Source organism: Patescibacteria group bacterium, assembly GCA_041653535.1.
In the GTDB taxonomy this organism is placed as follows: Bacteria; Patescibacteriota; Patescibacteriia; order JACRDY01; family JACRDY01; genus JBAZFH01.
Genome location: JBAZFH010000002.1, coordinates 291500 through 304755, shown reverse-complemented (window position 1 = coordinate 304755; position 13256 = coordinate 291500). Strand labels below are relative to the sequence as shown.

16 protein-coding genes and 3 tRNA genes are annotated in these 13256 nt (G+C 38.7%); 2 read left to right on the top strand and 17 right to left on the bottom strand.

The genetic code is table 11. The annotated features are described in order from the left end of the window. The first annotated feature begins 74 nt into the window (after positions 1 to 74). On the top strand, positions 75 to 584 hold the full coding sequence (locus tag WC310_03460) for a hypothetical protein (GenBank protein ID MFA5358848.1): 510 nt from the start codon (positions 75 to 77) through the stop codon (positions 582 to 584). 65 nt (positions 585 to 649) lie between these two features. Here WC310_03460 and WC310_03455 read toward each other — a convergent pair whose 3' ends face one another. From WC310_03455 to WC310_03445, 3 genes are all read right to left on the bottom strand, one after another. Further along, positions 650 to 1237 (bottom strand): rubrerythrin family protein, encoded by a 588-nt coding sequence (locus WC310_03455; GenBank protein ID MFA5358847.1) that lies wholly within the window; start codon positions 1235 to 1237, stop codon positions 650 to 652. Positions 1238 to 1468: 231 nt separating this feature from the next. Then, positions 1469 to 1545 (bottom strand) — tRNA-Met (locus WC310_03450). A 53-nt stretch (positions 1546 to 1598) separates the two neighbouring features. Further along, positions 1599 to 1685 (bottom strand) — tRNA-Leu (locus WC310_03445). Between the two features lie 107 nt (positions 1686 to 1792). Here WC310_03445 and WC310_03440 point away from each other — a divergent pair. Beyond that, a tRNA-Met gene (locus WC310_03440) sits at positions 1793 to 1869 on the top strand. 101 nt (positions 1870 to 1970) lie between these two features. Here WC310_03440 and WC310_03435 read toward each other — a convergent pair. From WC310_03435 to WC310_03370, 14 genes are all read right to left on the bottom strand, one after another. Beyond that, positions 1971 to 2594, bottom strand: coding sequence for a hypothetical protein (locus WC310_03435; GenBank protein MFA5358846.1), 624 nt, complete (start codon positions 2592 to 2594; stop codon positions 1971 to 1973). Between the two features lie 198 nt (positions 2595 to 2792). After that, positions 2793 to 3749 carry a serine hydrolase gene (locus WC310_03430; GenBank protein ID MFA5358845.1) on the bottom strand — a complete coding sequence of 319 codons (957 nt, stop codon included), beginning with the start codon at positions 3747 to 3749 and terminating at the stop codon, positions 2793 to 2795. 6 nt (positions 3750 to 3755) lie between these two features. After that, positions 3756 to 4325 carry an SMC-Scp complex subunit ScpB gene (gene scpB, locus WC310_03425; protein ID MFA5358844.1) on the bottom strand — a complete coding sequence of 190 codons (570 nt, stop codon included), beginning with the start codon at positions 4323 to 4325 and terminating at the stop codon, positions 3756 to 3758. Between the two features lie 45 nt (positions 4326 to 4370). Next, the gene (locus tag WC310_03420; protein MFA5358843.1) at positions 4371 to 5063 is read right to left on the bottom strand and encodes a segregation/condensation protein A; all 693 of its coding nucleotides are present in this window, start codon (positions 5061 to 5063) and stop codon (positions 4371 to 4373) included. Between the two features lie 20 nt (positions 5064 to 5083). Continuing rightward, positions 5084 to 5677, bottom strand: a complete 594-nt coding sequence (locus tag WC310_03415; GenBank protein MFA5358842.1) for a YbaK/EbsC family protein — start codon at positions 5675 to 5677, stop codon at positions 5084 to 5086. A 13-nt stretch (positions 5678 to 5690) separates the two neighbouring features. Then, positions 5691 to 5984: a hypothetical protein gene (locus WC310_03410; GenBank protein MFA5358841.1), complete on the bottom strand. Its 294-nt coding sequence runs from the start codon at positions 5982 to 5984 to the stop codon at positions 5691 to 5693. A gap of 90 nt (positions 5985 to 6074) precedes the next feature. Further along, a complete protein-coding gene (locus tag WC310_03405; protein ID MFA5358840.1) occupies positions 6075 to 6506 on the bottom strand; it encodes a hypothetical protein in 432 nt (143 codons plus the stop codon). 9 nt (positions 6507 to 6515) lie between these two features. Next, positions 6516 to 7913, bottom strand: a complete 1398-nt coding sequence (gene aspS / locus WC310_03400) for an aspartate--tRNA ligase (GenBank protein ID MFA5358839.1) — start codon at positions 7911 to 7913, stop codon at positions 6516 to 6518. A gap of 23 nt (positions 7914 to 7936) precedes the next feature. Beyond that, positions 7937 to 8590 (bottom strand): histidine phosphatase family protein, encoded by a 654-nt coding sequence (locus tag WC310_03395; GenBank protein MFA5358838.1) that lies wholly within the window; start codon positions 8588 to 8590, stop codon positions 7937 to 7939. 1 nt (position 8591) lies between these two features. Further along, on the bottom strand, positions 8592 to 9854 hold the full coding sequence (locus WC310_03390) for a divalent metal cation transporter (GenBank protein ID MFA5358837.1): 1263 nt from the start codon (positions 9852 to 9854) through the stop codon (positions 8592 to 8594). Position 9855: 1 nt separating this feature from the next. Continuing rightward, a complete protein-coding gene (gene asnS / locus WC310_03385) occupies positions 9856 to 11145 on the bottom strand; it encodes an asparagine--tRNA ligase (GenBank protein MFA5358836.1) in 1290 nt (429 codons plus the stop codon). A 211-nt stretch (positions 11146 to 11356) separates the two neighbouring features. Then, on the bottom strand, positions 11357 to 11860 hold the full coding sequence (locus WC310_03380; GenBank protein MFA5358835.1) for a hypothetical protein: 504 nt from the start codon (positions 11858 to 11860) through the stop codon (positions 11357 to 11359). A 151-nt stretch (positions 11861 to 12011) separates the two neighbouring features. Continuing rightward, positions 12012 to 12836: a hypothetical protein gene (locus WC310_03375; protein ID MFA5358834.1), complete on the bottom strand. Its 825-nt coding sequence runs from the start codon at positions 12834 to 12836 to the stop codon at positions 12012 to 12014. Between the two features lie 11 nt (positions 12837 to 12847). Next, positions 12848 to 13171 carry a hypothetical protein gene (locus WC310_03370; protein MFA5358833.1) on the bottom strand — a complete coding sequence of 108 codons (324 nt, stop codon included), beginning with the start codon at positions 13169 to 13171 and terminating at the stop codon, positions 12848 to 12850. Positions 13172 to 13256: the final 85 nt, after the last annotated feature.

Genomic DNA, 13256 nt, shown 5'->3' with positions numbered 1-13256 from the left:
AAACGCTTGACGCTATCTTATTACCAATATAAGATAATAGTAACTAGCACTTTTAAACATGGAAGGAGAATTTAATGAAATTGTGTCATATCTGTAAGAGCGAAATACCGGAAAACGAATCCAAGACACTGGAATTTCACTACCAGGGTTTTCCCGTCAAGATAGTCACGACTATCTGGAATTTGGTCTGCTTGGAATGCGAAAAAACAATCTGGATTAAAAAATTCCAGGAAAGTATTTTTGCCGAACAAGTAATCGTTTTTTCCCATCCCGCCGAAAACCAACCGACCAAAATGACTATCGACTGGAAAAAACTTGACGACATTAAATGGTCGGAAAAAAAAGAAGAGGTTTTGATTTTTTTGCAAAATCTAGGAATCTTGTCCGCCAAAAAAGCAAACAACTGGCAAGTAATATCTGACGAACAAATGCCGCTAGGTCCGCGCCGCGATGAACCGCTAAGTTTTACTTCAGCGCAACATGCGGCTGATTACGCCAAGGCTTTATTTGCCAACACATTTTACAATTGGAACATCGTCCAGTTTGGAAAAGTGCTTAGCAAAGACGAAGCGTTGCAAATGTAATCTTCCGCACTACTCTCAAAAACCGCCCTGGGTTAGGACGGTTTTTTTAATAATTTTATAGCGCTTTAATATTCTTCGCATTTTATCTGATAAAAAGCCTGCGGATGACCGCAGGAAGGGCATTCTTCCGGCGGTTGCGTGCCAAAATGCACATAACCGCACTCACGACACACCCACCAAACTTCTTTGTCTTTTTTAAACACTTTGCCGTCGACCAAAACTTGTAGCAACTTCTGATATCTTTCTTCGTGATGTTCTTCGGCTTTAGCTATAGATAGCAATCTTTTTGCAATTTCCAAAAAACCCTCTTGCTCCGCTATCTTGGCAAAACCAGGATACATAGAAGTGTGTTCGTAGTTTTCTCCGGCGATCGCTGATTTAATATTTTCTATCGTCGTACCATAAGTTGTCGGTACTGGTACTTCCTGCACCTTAACCTCTTGTTGCTCATCACCGTTTTTCACTTTTAACTCTTTAATTAATTTAAAAAGCCAGCTGGCATGCTCTCTTTCCTGATCAGCAGTTAGCAAAAATATTTCCGCGATCTGTTCGTAGCCTTCTTTTTTGGCTATTTTGGAATACATGGTATAACGGTTTCGCGCCATACTCTCTCCAATGAAAGCAGCCGCAAGATTTTGTATAGTTTGTTGCATAAATTGTTTTGATTATTGTTTATCTTAGTTAATTTTAACAAAATAACAATAAAACAACAACTTGGTTGTAATACTGGTGTCGTAACTTTTATAAACATAAAACCCCGAAATCCTTTGATTCAGGGCTTTGTGGTTGCGGGGGTTGGATTTTTTCCCTTCGGGAGATGCCCCGCAGGGGCAGAACCAACTTTTTGCATAAACAAAAAAATCTGAGAATTACTCAGACTCTTTTGGTTGCGGGGGTTGGATTTGAACCAACGACCTTCTGGTTATGAGCCAGACGAGCTGCCAGACTGCTCTACCCCGCGACGTAATAAATAATGGGCTTATTATAAGCCAAAACAAAGAAATAATCAACAAATGGTGCCGAAGGAGGGGGTCGAACCCTCACCCCGCGAACGGGACACGATTTTGAGTCGTGCGCGTCTGCCAGTTCCGCCACTTCGGCATAGCTCCAAAAGTAGCTGTATAATAAAGCATTTTTTACTTACTGTCAAAGATTTATATTGACTTTTATAATTTAAAAGGCTAGAATAAAGCTATTATTTTTACCATGGCTGGGTAGCTCAGTTGGTTAGAGCGTGGGACTCATAAGCCCGAGGTCGAGGGTTCAACTCCCTCCCCAGCTACCAAAAAATACCGTTTAAGACGGCATTTTTTGTTTATAACAATTAAAATAATAATTTAATGGAGTCGCAATGACAAAAATGAACTAAGCCTGCACAGGCAAAAATTATTCGGCTTGTTCCATATATAAAACCCCTATTTCCTGCTCTTCCGGATTTTCATAAGAAACACTAATAATGATCTTGCCTTTTTCAAAGAGTATGTTTGCAGAATCAGCAGCAATAGAATTCATAGCCACGGTATAACCATTACCGGTAAACTCTTCAACCAACTTATTCATGTCATCGCTAGTAGGAATCTTTGGTATTTTAAAAGCCACCAAAAAGGAACCTTCCTGTCCTAAATAATTACCGCTAAAAAGCGTGGGTTTTATCTTTCCAAAAACAGCATTGAGTGGTGGCTCAATAACACTTTTAACCAATGACGACATATTTCCTGTCAGCGAAACAGATTCCGTTTCATTGAATCTGTCTTCGGGAGTTTTAGCCGCTTCGCGTTCTTCATCAGCCTTTTGTTTCGCCTCGTCCTGAGCCATTTCCCGTGCAATCTGATCCTGAATACTCCCGCTACCGGTTAGACCACTCAGCAAGCCAGTATTAACTCCATACGCTTCCTTTAAAATTTGATTGACGAGTCGCTGTTGACGCCAGCGATTAACGCCATAATACAAACCACCGGCGACGATTGCCACCAAAACAATGATCACAATTGTCTTTGTTTTTTTGTCCATATTTTTATTATTACCGTCGACTAAATAGTCAACTTTTTTATTAAAGATATTATAGCACTTTGCCTGAGTCGGTACAAAATACTTGATAAAAAAACAACCTCGGGATTATCAGTATTATCTCTAACCAAGCCTTAATGCCTCAAACAATTTTTCCAAATATAAAAAAGGGGGCATCCACCCTTATTACGTATGATATGATTATTTTTGCCAAGAATAGTTGCTAAAAACCCAATCAACTATAGCTTTAGTATCAGTAAAACGACTACCAATACTGTCGCTTCCTAACACTACGGAGTAAATCTGATGATCGGATTTTTCTACGCCGATCGCCAAACAATATCCAGCTTCTACCAAATAGCCGGTTTTACCACCCAGTATTTTATACGGCGGTTTATTTAAAAAACTTTTCAGTAGCAAATTAGTATTGTCTGCGGTTCTCTCCAAATCTTTATTCAAAATCTCCGTGGTGTAGGCAGTCAGGGTAGTGGCGTTAGCGATTGCCGTTTTACTCAAAGCCTCTCGAAGTAAAATTACCACATCTATGGCTGTTGCAACATTACCTGTATGCAAACCGGTCGGCTCAATAAAATGAGAGTTGACCATTCCTAATTCATCAGCTTTTTGATTCATTGCAAAAACAAAATCTTTTTCGTTCAAACCGGTAGAACGCGCCAAAGCCGCAGCAGCGGAATTAATCGAACGACTAAGAGCTGAATAGAAAAGATCTCTAACAGTCACTTCTTCACCGATAGCAAAAAAAGCCACCCCCCCCTCATGCTGATCTTCGGTAGTAATCTTTATTTTACTATCCCAACCAGGATTGTGATCAAGAAACACCAAGGCCGTCATGAGTTTAGTTAAGCTCGCAATTGATCTTATTTGTGAAGAATTCTTTTCCCACAAAACCTTGCCTGTCTTACCATCAACCGCTACTCCACTCCGAGCAGATGTTTCTATTCCTAAACTATTTTCGTTCACTTTATCCGGGTTAATTTCCTTATTTGCGGCTAAAGGCAAATGGCCGGCAGAGCCGATCTCGTCACCACCAGATTGAACAAGTAAAATAGGCTCAACAGAAAAATCACGCGCTACGACAGGCAACCCGCTGCTAGTCAAAACAATAGATGCAACAAGCGATAAAATTAATTGAAACATAAAATATTAAACCACCTCAATTCGTTCATCTTCTTTTTCTTCTTTATTTATTCCGCTTAAAAGTTTTTTTAAATTATCGTCATTATTCAGTTTATCAAATTCCGGCAAATCTTTTGCTTCGGTTATTCCTAAATATTTCATAAACTCAAAAGTAATGTTATACAAAAAACCCCTTTGTTTATCCTCATTTTCCTCCACTAAACCACGAATCATTAAATTACGAAGAATCATACTACAATTTACTCCGCGGATCATTTCTAGTTCGGTTTTTGTTATCGGTCCGCGATAGGCTATAACTGTCAGGGTTTCCAGCGATGGTCGAGTGAGTTCTCCGGTAATTTCTTCTTTGACAAAATCTTGAGCGAGTTTATAATTTTCACCGCTGGTCATCATTTGCAGCTTATTCCCCAGCCGCTTTATCTCCAAACCACGATCAATATAATCGTCGGTTAACTCTTTAACCGCCTCCTCTACCTCGGAAATTTCTTTTTTGGTTAATTCGGAAATTTTTTTTATTTCCAATGGTTTTGGTGAGATAAAAAGCAAGCTCTCAATTTTTGATTTTAGACTGGACATATTTTTTAGTGGTTAGTGGTTAACAGTTAGATTCTTTTCTGATAACTAACTACTGACTTTCTTTATACTAATATCACCAAACATCTCGTCTTGATTAAGTTCCACCGTTCTCTGTTTAACCAACTCGAGTAACGCTAGAAAGCTGACAATTGCCTCCGCCTTATCCCCCCTTCCTACTAATTCACGAAAAGTCGTCTGTATTTTAGAAACTAAATAGTCGCGGATGTGGCGAATTTTTTCTTCAATATTTACCACTCTTCGTACCGTGCGTTCGGGTAATTTTATCAAAGGCTCAAGACGATCTATCACGATACGAAATATCTGAGCCATTTTGGAAGAATTTAAGTTTTTTGGCGGGTTAAACTCCGGCTCGATACCAACCGGTAGTTTTTCGCGTGATAAACTAAACTTTTTCTTTTTAATCATCGCCTCAATTAATTTTGATGCCTCTAAAAACTCTTTATAGAGTTTCAACTGAACCTCCAAATCTCCCTCTTCTTCGATTTCCATATTAGGCAACAAAACTTTTGATTTAATCAAAATTAATTTAGCTGCTACAACCAAAAAATCAGCCATCTCTTCCGGGTTAATACCTTGATTTTGCCTAACATAACGCAAATAATCGTCAGCCACCTGGGCTAACGAAATTTTGGTAATATCTAATTCTCGACCCTCGATCAAACCAAGCAAAAGATCCAGCGGTCCAGAAAACTGTTCGCTTATTATTTCGTATTTCACAAACTAAAAAATCTTTTTAATTATCTTTTCTTCTTCTTAATAACCTTCTTTTTTTTATTTACACTTTTTACCGCTTTTTTCTTTTTACCCCTTACCTTTACTTTGCTTGCGGATTTACTTTTTTTACTTTTAATCTTTATCGGTTTGTACCCCGCCGATTCAACAAAATTTCCGAGCCTAGCTTCTTCTAGCTTGATATAATCCCTTGCCTTCATCCGTAAGCTTTGAGTAAAGCTGCCGGCATTCATAATAACATCCTGAGCGGCAAGCAAACTTTTATCTACCCAAGTTTCCACTTTATGCAAAGCGCCAAATGGAGTAATGCCTCCTAATTTTATTTTTAGAACTTTGATAATAACTTTTTCGTTTGGAATTTCTATTTTTTTGGCGTTTAAAGATTTTTTTAATTTTTTTAAATCCAATCGATAGTATGCCGGTATCACTACCAAAACATAAGCGCTGTCAGCTTTAACCAGTAAAGTCTTAGCGATTTTTTTCAAGTCGTGTTTAAGCGTCTGCGCCAAATCATAAGCAGTAAAAACTTTGCGATGATCAATCACCTCAAACTTAACCTTTTTACCTTCTAAATAGTTTAAAACTTTAGCGCCAATCATAAATTTAATATTATTAGTTAAACAACTTCATTTGCTGACCAAGCAACTTTCTACCAAGTTTCCTGCCCTTGGGCGTGACTTTGGTCTCTTTGATAAACCACTTTTCCGTTGTTCGCACGCCAAATCCCACCAGCAATCCCCGACCAATCAGACGTTCAATACTTTTGGTGATAATATTGATTTGATCATTTTTTTTGGGAGATTTTGACCCCCGACCGTAAAAACTCAAAAGCTTGCTGCGATTCAGCTTGTTTTTTTCATAACAACACTGCTGCAAGATATATTTTTGCAAGGCAGAAAGCTGCATATCAACTAAAATTACAACTAAATTATAGCTCTTTTTGACGTTTTTAACAAATAAAATACCCCGCGGTTCGCGAGGAATATATCCACAATCTTAAGCAGCTGTTTTATCGTTTTGTTTATCAGGATTAATTTTAAAAATTAATCGCTGATACATTTCTCTCAACGCTTTGGGGTCGCCATTATCGGCCGCCACTTTTATTTCGTTAAGTTTTTTAATAGCCCGATCATCAATATCGCCGGTAACATCTGGATGAAAAATCTTGGCAAGATCATGATACATTTTTTGATTTGAAGGATATTTAGCATCATTTTGCTCTATCCGCTCAAATTTCGTTTCCGTAAAATCGCCTTTTAATCCGGAATGCCGATTATCAGGCACAAACCCGGAACTAGCTGCTCTAGCCTCATCGCTAATATCCACTTCATCTTCAATACCCATGACACCACCGCTATCCGGAGCACCAGAAACGCGACGATAGGTATCAAAAGATTTTCTAAATTCAAAACCTCCGGGAGATTTCATATGAGTTGTTTATTTTTTTATCGCCAAATGGAGATCTGTCATTTGCTCGGCATCAATAACGCTTGGTGAATCCATGAGTGGATCACGATTATCAGCGGTTTTGGGAAAAGGAATTACTTCCCGAATACTTTCTTCACCAGCTAAAAGCATAATCAAACGATCCAGCCCCCAGGCAATACCACCATGTGGCGGTACGCCATATTTGAAAGCTTCCAGAAGGTGTCCAAATTTGGCTTGAATTTCCTCTGGAGCATGCCCAAGCACTTCAAAAACTTTAGCTAAAATTTTTGGATTATGAGTACGAATACTACCGCCACCGATTTCGTTGCCGTTAAGAGTAATGTCGTATTGCTTAGCTAATATCTCACTCATCTTTTTTTTGGTGTCGCCCAAAAATTCTACGTATTGATCTTGAATGGCGGTAAAAGGATGATGTGTCGCGCCCCAGCGTTTATCTCCTTCTTTGTATTCAAACATTGGAAAGTCCACTACCCAACAAAAGGCTAAAAGATTAGGATCGTTTTTATCGTTACGGATGTCAGGTTTGTCACTGCCATATTTACTCATAGCTTCAGTAAAAGTAATACGCGGAAAAGGAACCTGCTGAATTTTTTTTTCTGGAGTAACGGTCTTAACCAGTTCGACCAGCATTTTTTCAGTCAGTTGCAAAAGATCTTCTTGTTCAACAAAGCTCATCTCTATATCAAATTGAGTAAATTCTGCCTGGCGATCACCGCGCTGATCTTCGTCGCGGAAACAACGAGCAATCTGAAAATAGCGCTCAATACCAGCCACCATCAACATCTGCTTGTACTGCTGTGGCGACTGAGGCAGCGCGTAAAATTTACCCGGATAATTACGAGACGGCACAACAAAATCGCGAGCTCCTTCAGGAGTTGATTTGGTCAGACACGGGGTTTCTATTTCACGAAATCCGGCGTTAGATAACGACTGGCGCAAAAAAGCGATCACGTTGTGACGTAAAGTAAGATTTTTTGCCAAACGTTCGTGGCGTAAATCTAAATAGCGATATTTCAAACGCAACTCTTCATTAGCCTGGCGTTCTTCGGTGTTAATCTCAAAAGGAGTAAGAGCCGCTTCATTAATAATAACTAAATTTTTGGCTAAAACTTCAATTTTGCCCGTGACTAAGTTTTCGTTAATACTTTTAGCATTGCGCTCCTGGACAACACCTTTGATCGCCACCACGTATTCTGGTTTTAAATCTTTGATCAATTCTTTGCTTTCATCCATTTCTCCGGGAACTAAAACCACTTGAATAATACCAGTACTATCACGCAAATCAATAAATGAAATTTTACCCATATCACGACGAACATGGATCCAGCCTTTTAATTCCACTTCTTGACCTATTAAACCTAGGGTTTCTTTTATAAATGTCTTCATACTTATCGATAAATATTATTAATTTAATCACGAACATGTCGCGCGTCTATTTCACCAACATACAGCTTACCGTCGATTTTGGCAACCCGCACCAAAGCTGTGTTTTGCGCATCAGTACTGATAGAAAAACGCATTGCGTCAGTCATTGTTTTGTGATCAATTTTTTTAGTCTGATGCAATAATCGCCAAATAAAATGTTTGATAAAATAACCATGAGTAACAATCAATATTTTATCAAAATTACTTTTTTCTAATTTTTTCCTAGTTCTATCGATCCGACCCATAAACTCACGGTAAGTTTCCGCACCGGAACCGTCGCGATAATCCGGATCGCTGCGTTCCCAATATTTATGAGCAAGCTTCCAACGCCGTGAATTTTTTATTTTAAGATATTTTTCCAAAGCATGATAAGTAAACTCGCCAACCGACCAAACCTTAACCGGTATTTTTTTACCATGAAAGTCTATAAAAGGTTTGGCAGTTTGCCAAGCACGAAGAAAGGGAGATGTAATAATCAAATCGAATTTTTCTTTTTTAAGAAGTTGAAATATTTCCCTGGCTTGTTCATGTCCTTTATCGGTAAGTTTTATTTTTTTGGGATGACCAAAAAAATTGTCGTTACTGTTAGCTTCGCTTTCTCCGTGACGCAAAAAATATATCCAAGAAAGCCTTTCCATATTAAAACAAAAAACTAATTAATAAAAATACCGCTGCGACGGTCATGGCAATGGTTGCCGCCCAACCAAGAAAGTTTGCAATCATCCCGTTTTTATATTCTCCCATCACTTCACTATCGTTACTTATTTTCATAATCACAAAAAGCAGAGGAACGGAAACAATACCGTTGATAACAGCGGCATAAAGCAAAGCTTTCATTGGATTAATTCCGATAAAATTAATCAGTAGTCCAACAATTGTTGAAGTTAGGATAACTCCATAAAAACCTTTTGCTCTGTTCCATTTCAGAGCCAAGCTTCCCTGTAGTTTTAACGCCTCAGTAACGGCATAAGACGCCGCTCCGGCAAGCACCGGAATTGCCAGCAAACCCGTGCCAATAATACCAAACGTAAACAGTAGATAAGCCCAATCTCCCGCCAGTGGTCGCAAAGCCAAAGCCGCCTGCTCGGCTGTACCGATTTCAAAAATACCATTGGCAAACAATGTCGAAGCAGCCACAGCGATAATAAAAAACATTGAAATATTGGAAAAAAGCATACCAAGAACAACATCTTCTCGCATTTCTTTTATTTCTATCTTGGTCGCGCCCAAACGTTGCTCCAAAGTAACTTTTCCTTCAATAATTTCTTCCTCGACTTCTTCCGAGGCCTGCCAAAAAAATAAATAAGGAGAAATTGTAGTACCAAGCACACCGACCAAAATCATTACGTAGTCCAGATCCCAACGCCATTGCGGCTTAATGACGTTTGTAAAAACCACTGACCAGTCTATTTTCACAAAAAAGGCGGTTAACCAATAAGCTAACAATGAGAAGGCAAAAATTTTCAATATTCTAGAATAAGTTTTGTACGAGATAAATACTTCTAGACAAATAATCAGTAAAGTCAATGCTCCGGCAATAAAACCAAAAGGTTGGTTGGGAAGTAGTAAACCGACAGCATTGGCCATCGCCCCGATGTCAGCACCAATATTAATAGTATTTGCCGCCACCAATAAAACAACACAAAAATAAAGTAATTTTTTGGAATAATTTTCTCTAATCACTCCAGCTAATCCCCTGCCCGTTACCATACCAATACGAGCGCATATCTCCTGCACTGCGGTCATTAAAGGAAAGGTAAAAAATGGAGTCCAGATATGACCAAAACCAAATTTGGCTCCGGCAGTAAAATAGGTACCAATACCAGACGGGTCATCATCCGCAGCGCCAGTAATAAAGCCAGGACCAATTTTTTTGAGAAGCTTCCTAATATAAGAATACATATTAAGGTTTAATCCTGTTTATCAGTCTAGGAAAAGGAATGGTTTCGCGTACGTGTTCCAGTCCGCAAACCCAAGCGACCAGCCGTTCCAGACCATAACCAAAACCGCTGTGCGGTACGCTGCCATATTTACGACTATCCAAATACCATTGCCAGTCTTCAATATTAAACCCTTGTTCTTTTATTTTAACTAACAATTTATCATAATCGTCCTCTCTTTGTGATCCACCTATCACCTCGCCGTAACCTTCTGGCGCAAGCAGGTCGGCGTTAAGAACTCGAATCGGATCGCCAGGATCGGGTTTCATATAAAAAGCCTTGACCGCTGCTGGATACCTCTCCACAAAAAGAGGTTTATCATAGAGTTTAGTCAGAATAGTTTCATCGTCAGCGCCCAAATCATCGTCATCTTTAATGTCGGAACCAAGTTCACGTAATTTTTTAATAGCATCGGCATGCGCCAAGCGATAAAACGGCGCCTCTACTTTTTCTAACGGCGCAATGTCACGTTCAAGCATTTCTAATTCAACCTTGCAATCAGCCAAAACTTTTTTAACTATGTAAGTTACCAATTCTTCTTGAATTTTGAGATTACCTTCGTGGTCGCAAAACGCCATTTCGGCGTCCATCATCCAAAACTCTATTAAATGGCGGCGGGTTTTGCTTTTTTCAGCGCGAAACACCGGACCAAAATCAAACACTCGACCGTGAGCAGCTATCGCCGCCTCCAGATACAATTGACCCGATTGTGTCAGATATGCCTTAGTCCAATCGAAGTAATTTAACTCAAAAAGCTCGGTTGTTCCCTCGCAGGCATTAGGGGTAAGTATTGGGGAGTCAATTTTGATAAAATTATTTTTGGCAAAATATTCGTAAGTAGCGTTGATGATGGTATTACGAACGCGCTGAATCGCCCACTGCTTGCCCGAACGTAGCCACAAATGACGATTGTCGAGTAAAAAATCAGGACCATGCTCTTTTTTACCTATCGGATATTCGGCGGCAATCTGCACGATTTTTAAATCAGTTACCTGCAGCTCATAAACTCCTGGTTTTTTGGGGTGTTCACTAACCTGCCCAAAAACTTGAACTGATGACTCTAGGGTTATTTTTTCACAATCCTGCCAAATTTTTTCGGCAACTTTGGCTTTTTCCACTATACACTGAATAAAACCACTACCATCGCGCAGTTGCAAAAAATAAATAGCACCGGAAGAACGAAAATTATAAACCCAACCGCCTAAGGTGACTTGCTCGCCAACCTTACCTTTTAACTCAGAAATTAAATCCATAAAAAATGAAAATTAGAAATAAAGAAACAAAGAAATTAAGAAATGAAATATTAACAATCTGTCTAATTTCTTTATTTCTTAATTTCCTTATCCCCTCTATTATATCCGTTTTTTAGCTAAAGTCAAAAGAAAAACCGCTCTGCTTATTAAATAAGAGAACGGTTATTTTATGACGTAATTCACCGGTACTATTTGCTATAATACCGTCCGGCTAAAGCTTGTTTTTATCAGTGCCCCCAAAACGAGAAGGCGAAGAATTATTTGTTTGTCCTAAATCCTTGTTATTACCGCTGCCTTCGATTTTAAGAGCGGTGACAATGAACCTTGATAACTGAAAAGGAGAGATCAGTCTGGACAAAAACCTCACACCGAGCCGATCCGCCCAATACTGCATTTTAGAATTTCCCGAAATAACAACCAGCTCCCATTTACTTAAAAATCTTATATCCACCAGGTCGATGACGTCGCGATAGATATCAAACGGCTGATCGTCAACTGAGATAAAAACCAAAACCTTTCTTCCTTCCCGAAAAAAGACATTGACTTTTTCCTTTAAGGAAGATACGGTTTCTGCTTGGGTTAAAGTAACATCAACTCCAAAACGCCTGGGTAAATTTCTCTTGACCACCGCGTTAAATTTTTTTTCGGTGGACGGATCTTTGTCCCAAATCAAAATGCCGAACTTATGAGTATTTTGGCTTTGAGGCGTGCTCATGGTTTCCACCTCCTTATTTTTTAAGATAATTGTCAAAAAACAAAACTTCATAACGCATTGCGATTATTCGACTTTACCATCAAAAAATCTTTTTGTCAATAAAACCCGCGAAATAAACGCGGGTATTATTTATACAAAAACGTTTTTTTATTTATTCAGATCCTGCCGGTTCTTCTTTCACGTCATCTGATTCTTCAGCGGCAGCAGCAATAATTTTCTTTAATTCACTGATAGCGGTCCGAAGCTGCTTTTCGCTGTCTTTATAAGCAGCTCTAGCAATGGAAATTTTTCCTTTGCTTTCTTTTTTTAAACTAATAGCATTTTTTGGATCGGACGCCTGCATTGAAAAAAGTTTTTCTGTAGCCATCTGCAATGATTCATTGCCTTTAGAGAGCGACTCGTCGGCAACAACAACTAATACTTCAACAGCAGCGGTGTTTCCGTCTAAACTTTTTACCTCTTCTATTTTTGACTGTACCTTATTTCTCAGCTCAACTATTTTGTCAGAAAAAACTTCTAGTCTGTCAACCGCGACTAAACCGCTAAATTGCGGCAACATAACGCGAAAAATTTGGTAATCAGCAATAATAGACTTTACCTTTTCTTTTAGTATTGCGACGTCGGAAGTGTTGGCGATGTCGTCTTTTAGTCTATTCAAACCGTTGATATTGCGATCCATTTCGGAAAGCAAACGATTCTTTATTTCGGATGATAATTTTTCCGACTTTTCCAGCCTGTTATTTATTATCTTCAAAGATAAAAGCCTTTTATTAATCATCATACTCCCTAACTTTTGTAAAAAAGCAGTTTTTAATTCATCGGTGTCGGCGGAACGAAAACCGCTGACAGCGCCTGCCTCACTGTTAACCTGTTCTGGAGTAATTTGCGCCGGCTCTTCCTGAGCAATTACAGGAACAAAAAAAGCTAGACCCAAAAAAACAATAACCCCAAATAAAATATAATTTATTTTTTTCATATAATTTTAAGCTATAAGGACAATTCTTTATCTAAATTATCATTGAGACTATTGAATCTGTTTATTTCGCTATCGGCAACAGCTTCTGCTGTTTGTACTTCCGTAACAAAAGCAGATACTTCGTTCAGATCAACGTCTTTGGGACTTTTTTTAGTAACCAGTTCTTTTTGATCTCCTGGTCTAGATTGCAGCTCTACTTCTGCGGGCTTTACTTTTACGTTTTCCTGTTGCTCGGTATTATTTTTTTGAACATCCGACTGGGCTTTTTTTCCACATCCAGTAACAACAAAAGCTAACGACAAGACACAAAAAGCGATAACAATCTTTTTAGTCATAATTAAAAAAATAAATATTTATTTTACTAAAATAAATATAGCTCAATTTTCTGCTTTTAGCAAGTCTTTATTTGTTACCCGAATT

What these genes read in the sequence shown, in the direction of transcription:
- WC310_03460 (MFA5358848.1), top strand. Translation starts at nt 75, where the DNA reads ATGAAATTGTGTCATATCTGTAAGAGCGAAATACCGGAAAACGAATCC.
- WC310_03455 (MFA5358847.1), bottom strand. Translation starts at nt 1,237, where the DNA reads ATGCAACAAACTATACAAAATCTTGCGGCTGCTTTCATTGGAGAGAGT.
- WC310_03435 (MFA5358846.1), bottom strand. Translation starts at nt 2,594, where the DNA reads ATGGACAAAAAAACAAAGACAATTGTGATCATTGTTTTGGTGGCAATC.
- WC310_03430 (MFA5358845.1), bottom strand. Translation starts at nt 3,749, where the DNA reads ATGTTTCAATTAATTTTATCGCTTGTTGCATCTATTGTTTTGACTAGC.
- scpB (MFA5358844.1), bottom strand. Translation starts at nt 4,325, where the DNA reads ATGTCCAGTCTAAAATCAAAAATTGAGAGCTTGCTTTTTATCTCACCA.
- WC310_03415 (MFA5358842.1), bottom strand. Translation starts at nt 5,677, where the DNA reads ATGATTGGCGCTAAAGTTTTAAACTATTTAGAAGGTAAAAAGGTTAAG.
- WC310_03410 (MFA5358841.1), bottom strand. Translation starts at nt 5,984, where the DNA reads ATGCAGCTTTCTGCCTTGCAAAAATATATCTTGCAGCAGTGTTGTTAT.
- WC310_03405 (MFA5358840.1), bottom strand. Translation starts at nt 6,506, where the DNA reads ATGAAATCTCCCGGAGGTTTTGAATTTAGAAAATCTTTTGATACCTAT.
- aspS (MFA5358839.1), bottom strand. Translation starts at nt 7,913, where the DNA reads ATGAAGACATTTATAAAAGAAACCCTAGGTTTAATAGGTCAAGAAGTG.
- WC310_03395 (MFA5358838.1), bottom strand. Translation starts at nt 8,590, where the DNA reads ATGGAAAGGCTTTCTTGGATATATTTTTTGCGTCACGGAGAAAGCGAA.
- WC310_03390 (MFA5358837.1), bottom strand. Translation starts at nt 9,854, where the DNA reads ATGTATTCTTATATTAGGAAGCTTCTCAAAAAAATTGGTCCTGGCTTT.
- asnS (MFA5358836.1), bottom strand. Translation starts at nt 11,145, where the DNA reads ATGGATTTAATTTCTGAGTTAAAAGGTAAGGTTGGCGAGCAAGTCACC.
- WC310_03380 (MFA5358835.1), bottom strand. Translation starts at nt 11,860, where the DNA reads ATGAGCACGCCTCAAAGCCAAAATACTCATAAGTTCGGCATTTTGATT.
- WC310_03375 (MFA5358834.1), bottom strand. Translation starts at nt 12,836, where the DNA reads ATGAAAAAAATAAATTATATTTTATTTGGGGTTATTGTTTTTTTGGGT.
- WC310_03370 (MFA5358833.1), bottom strand. Translation starts at nt 13,171, where the DNA reads ATGACTAAAAAGATTGTTATCGCTTTTTGTGTCTTGTCGTTAGCTTTT.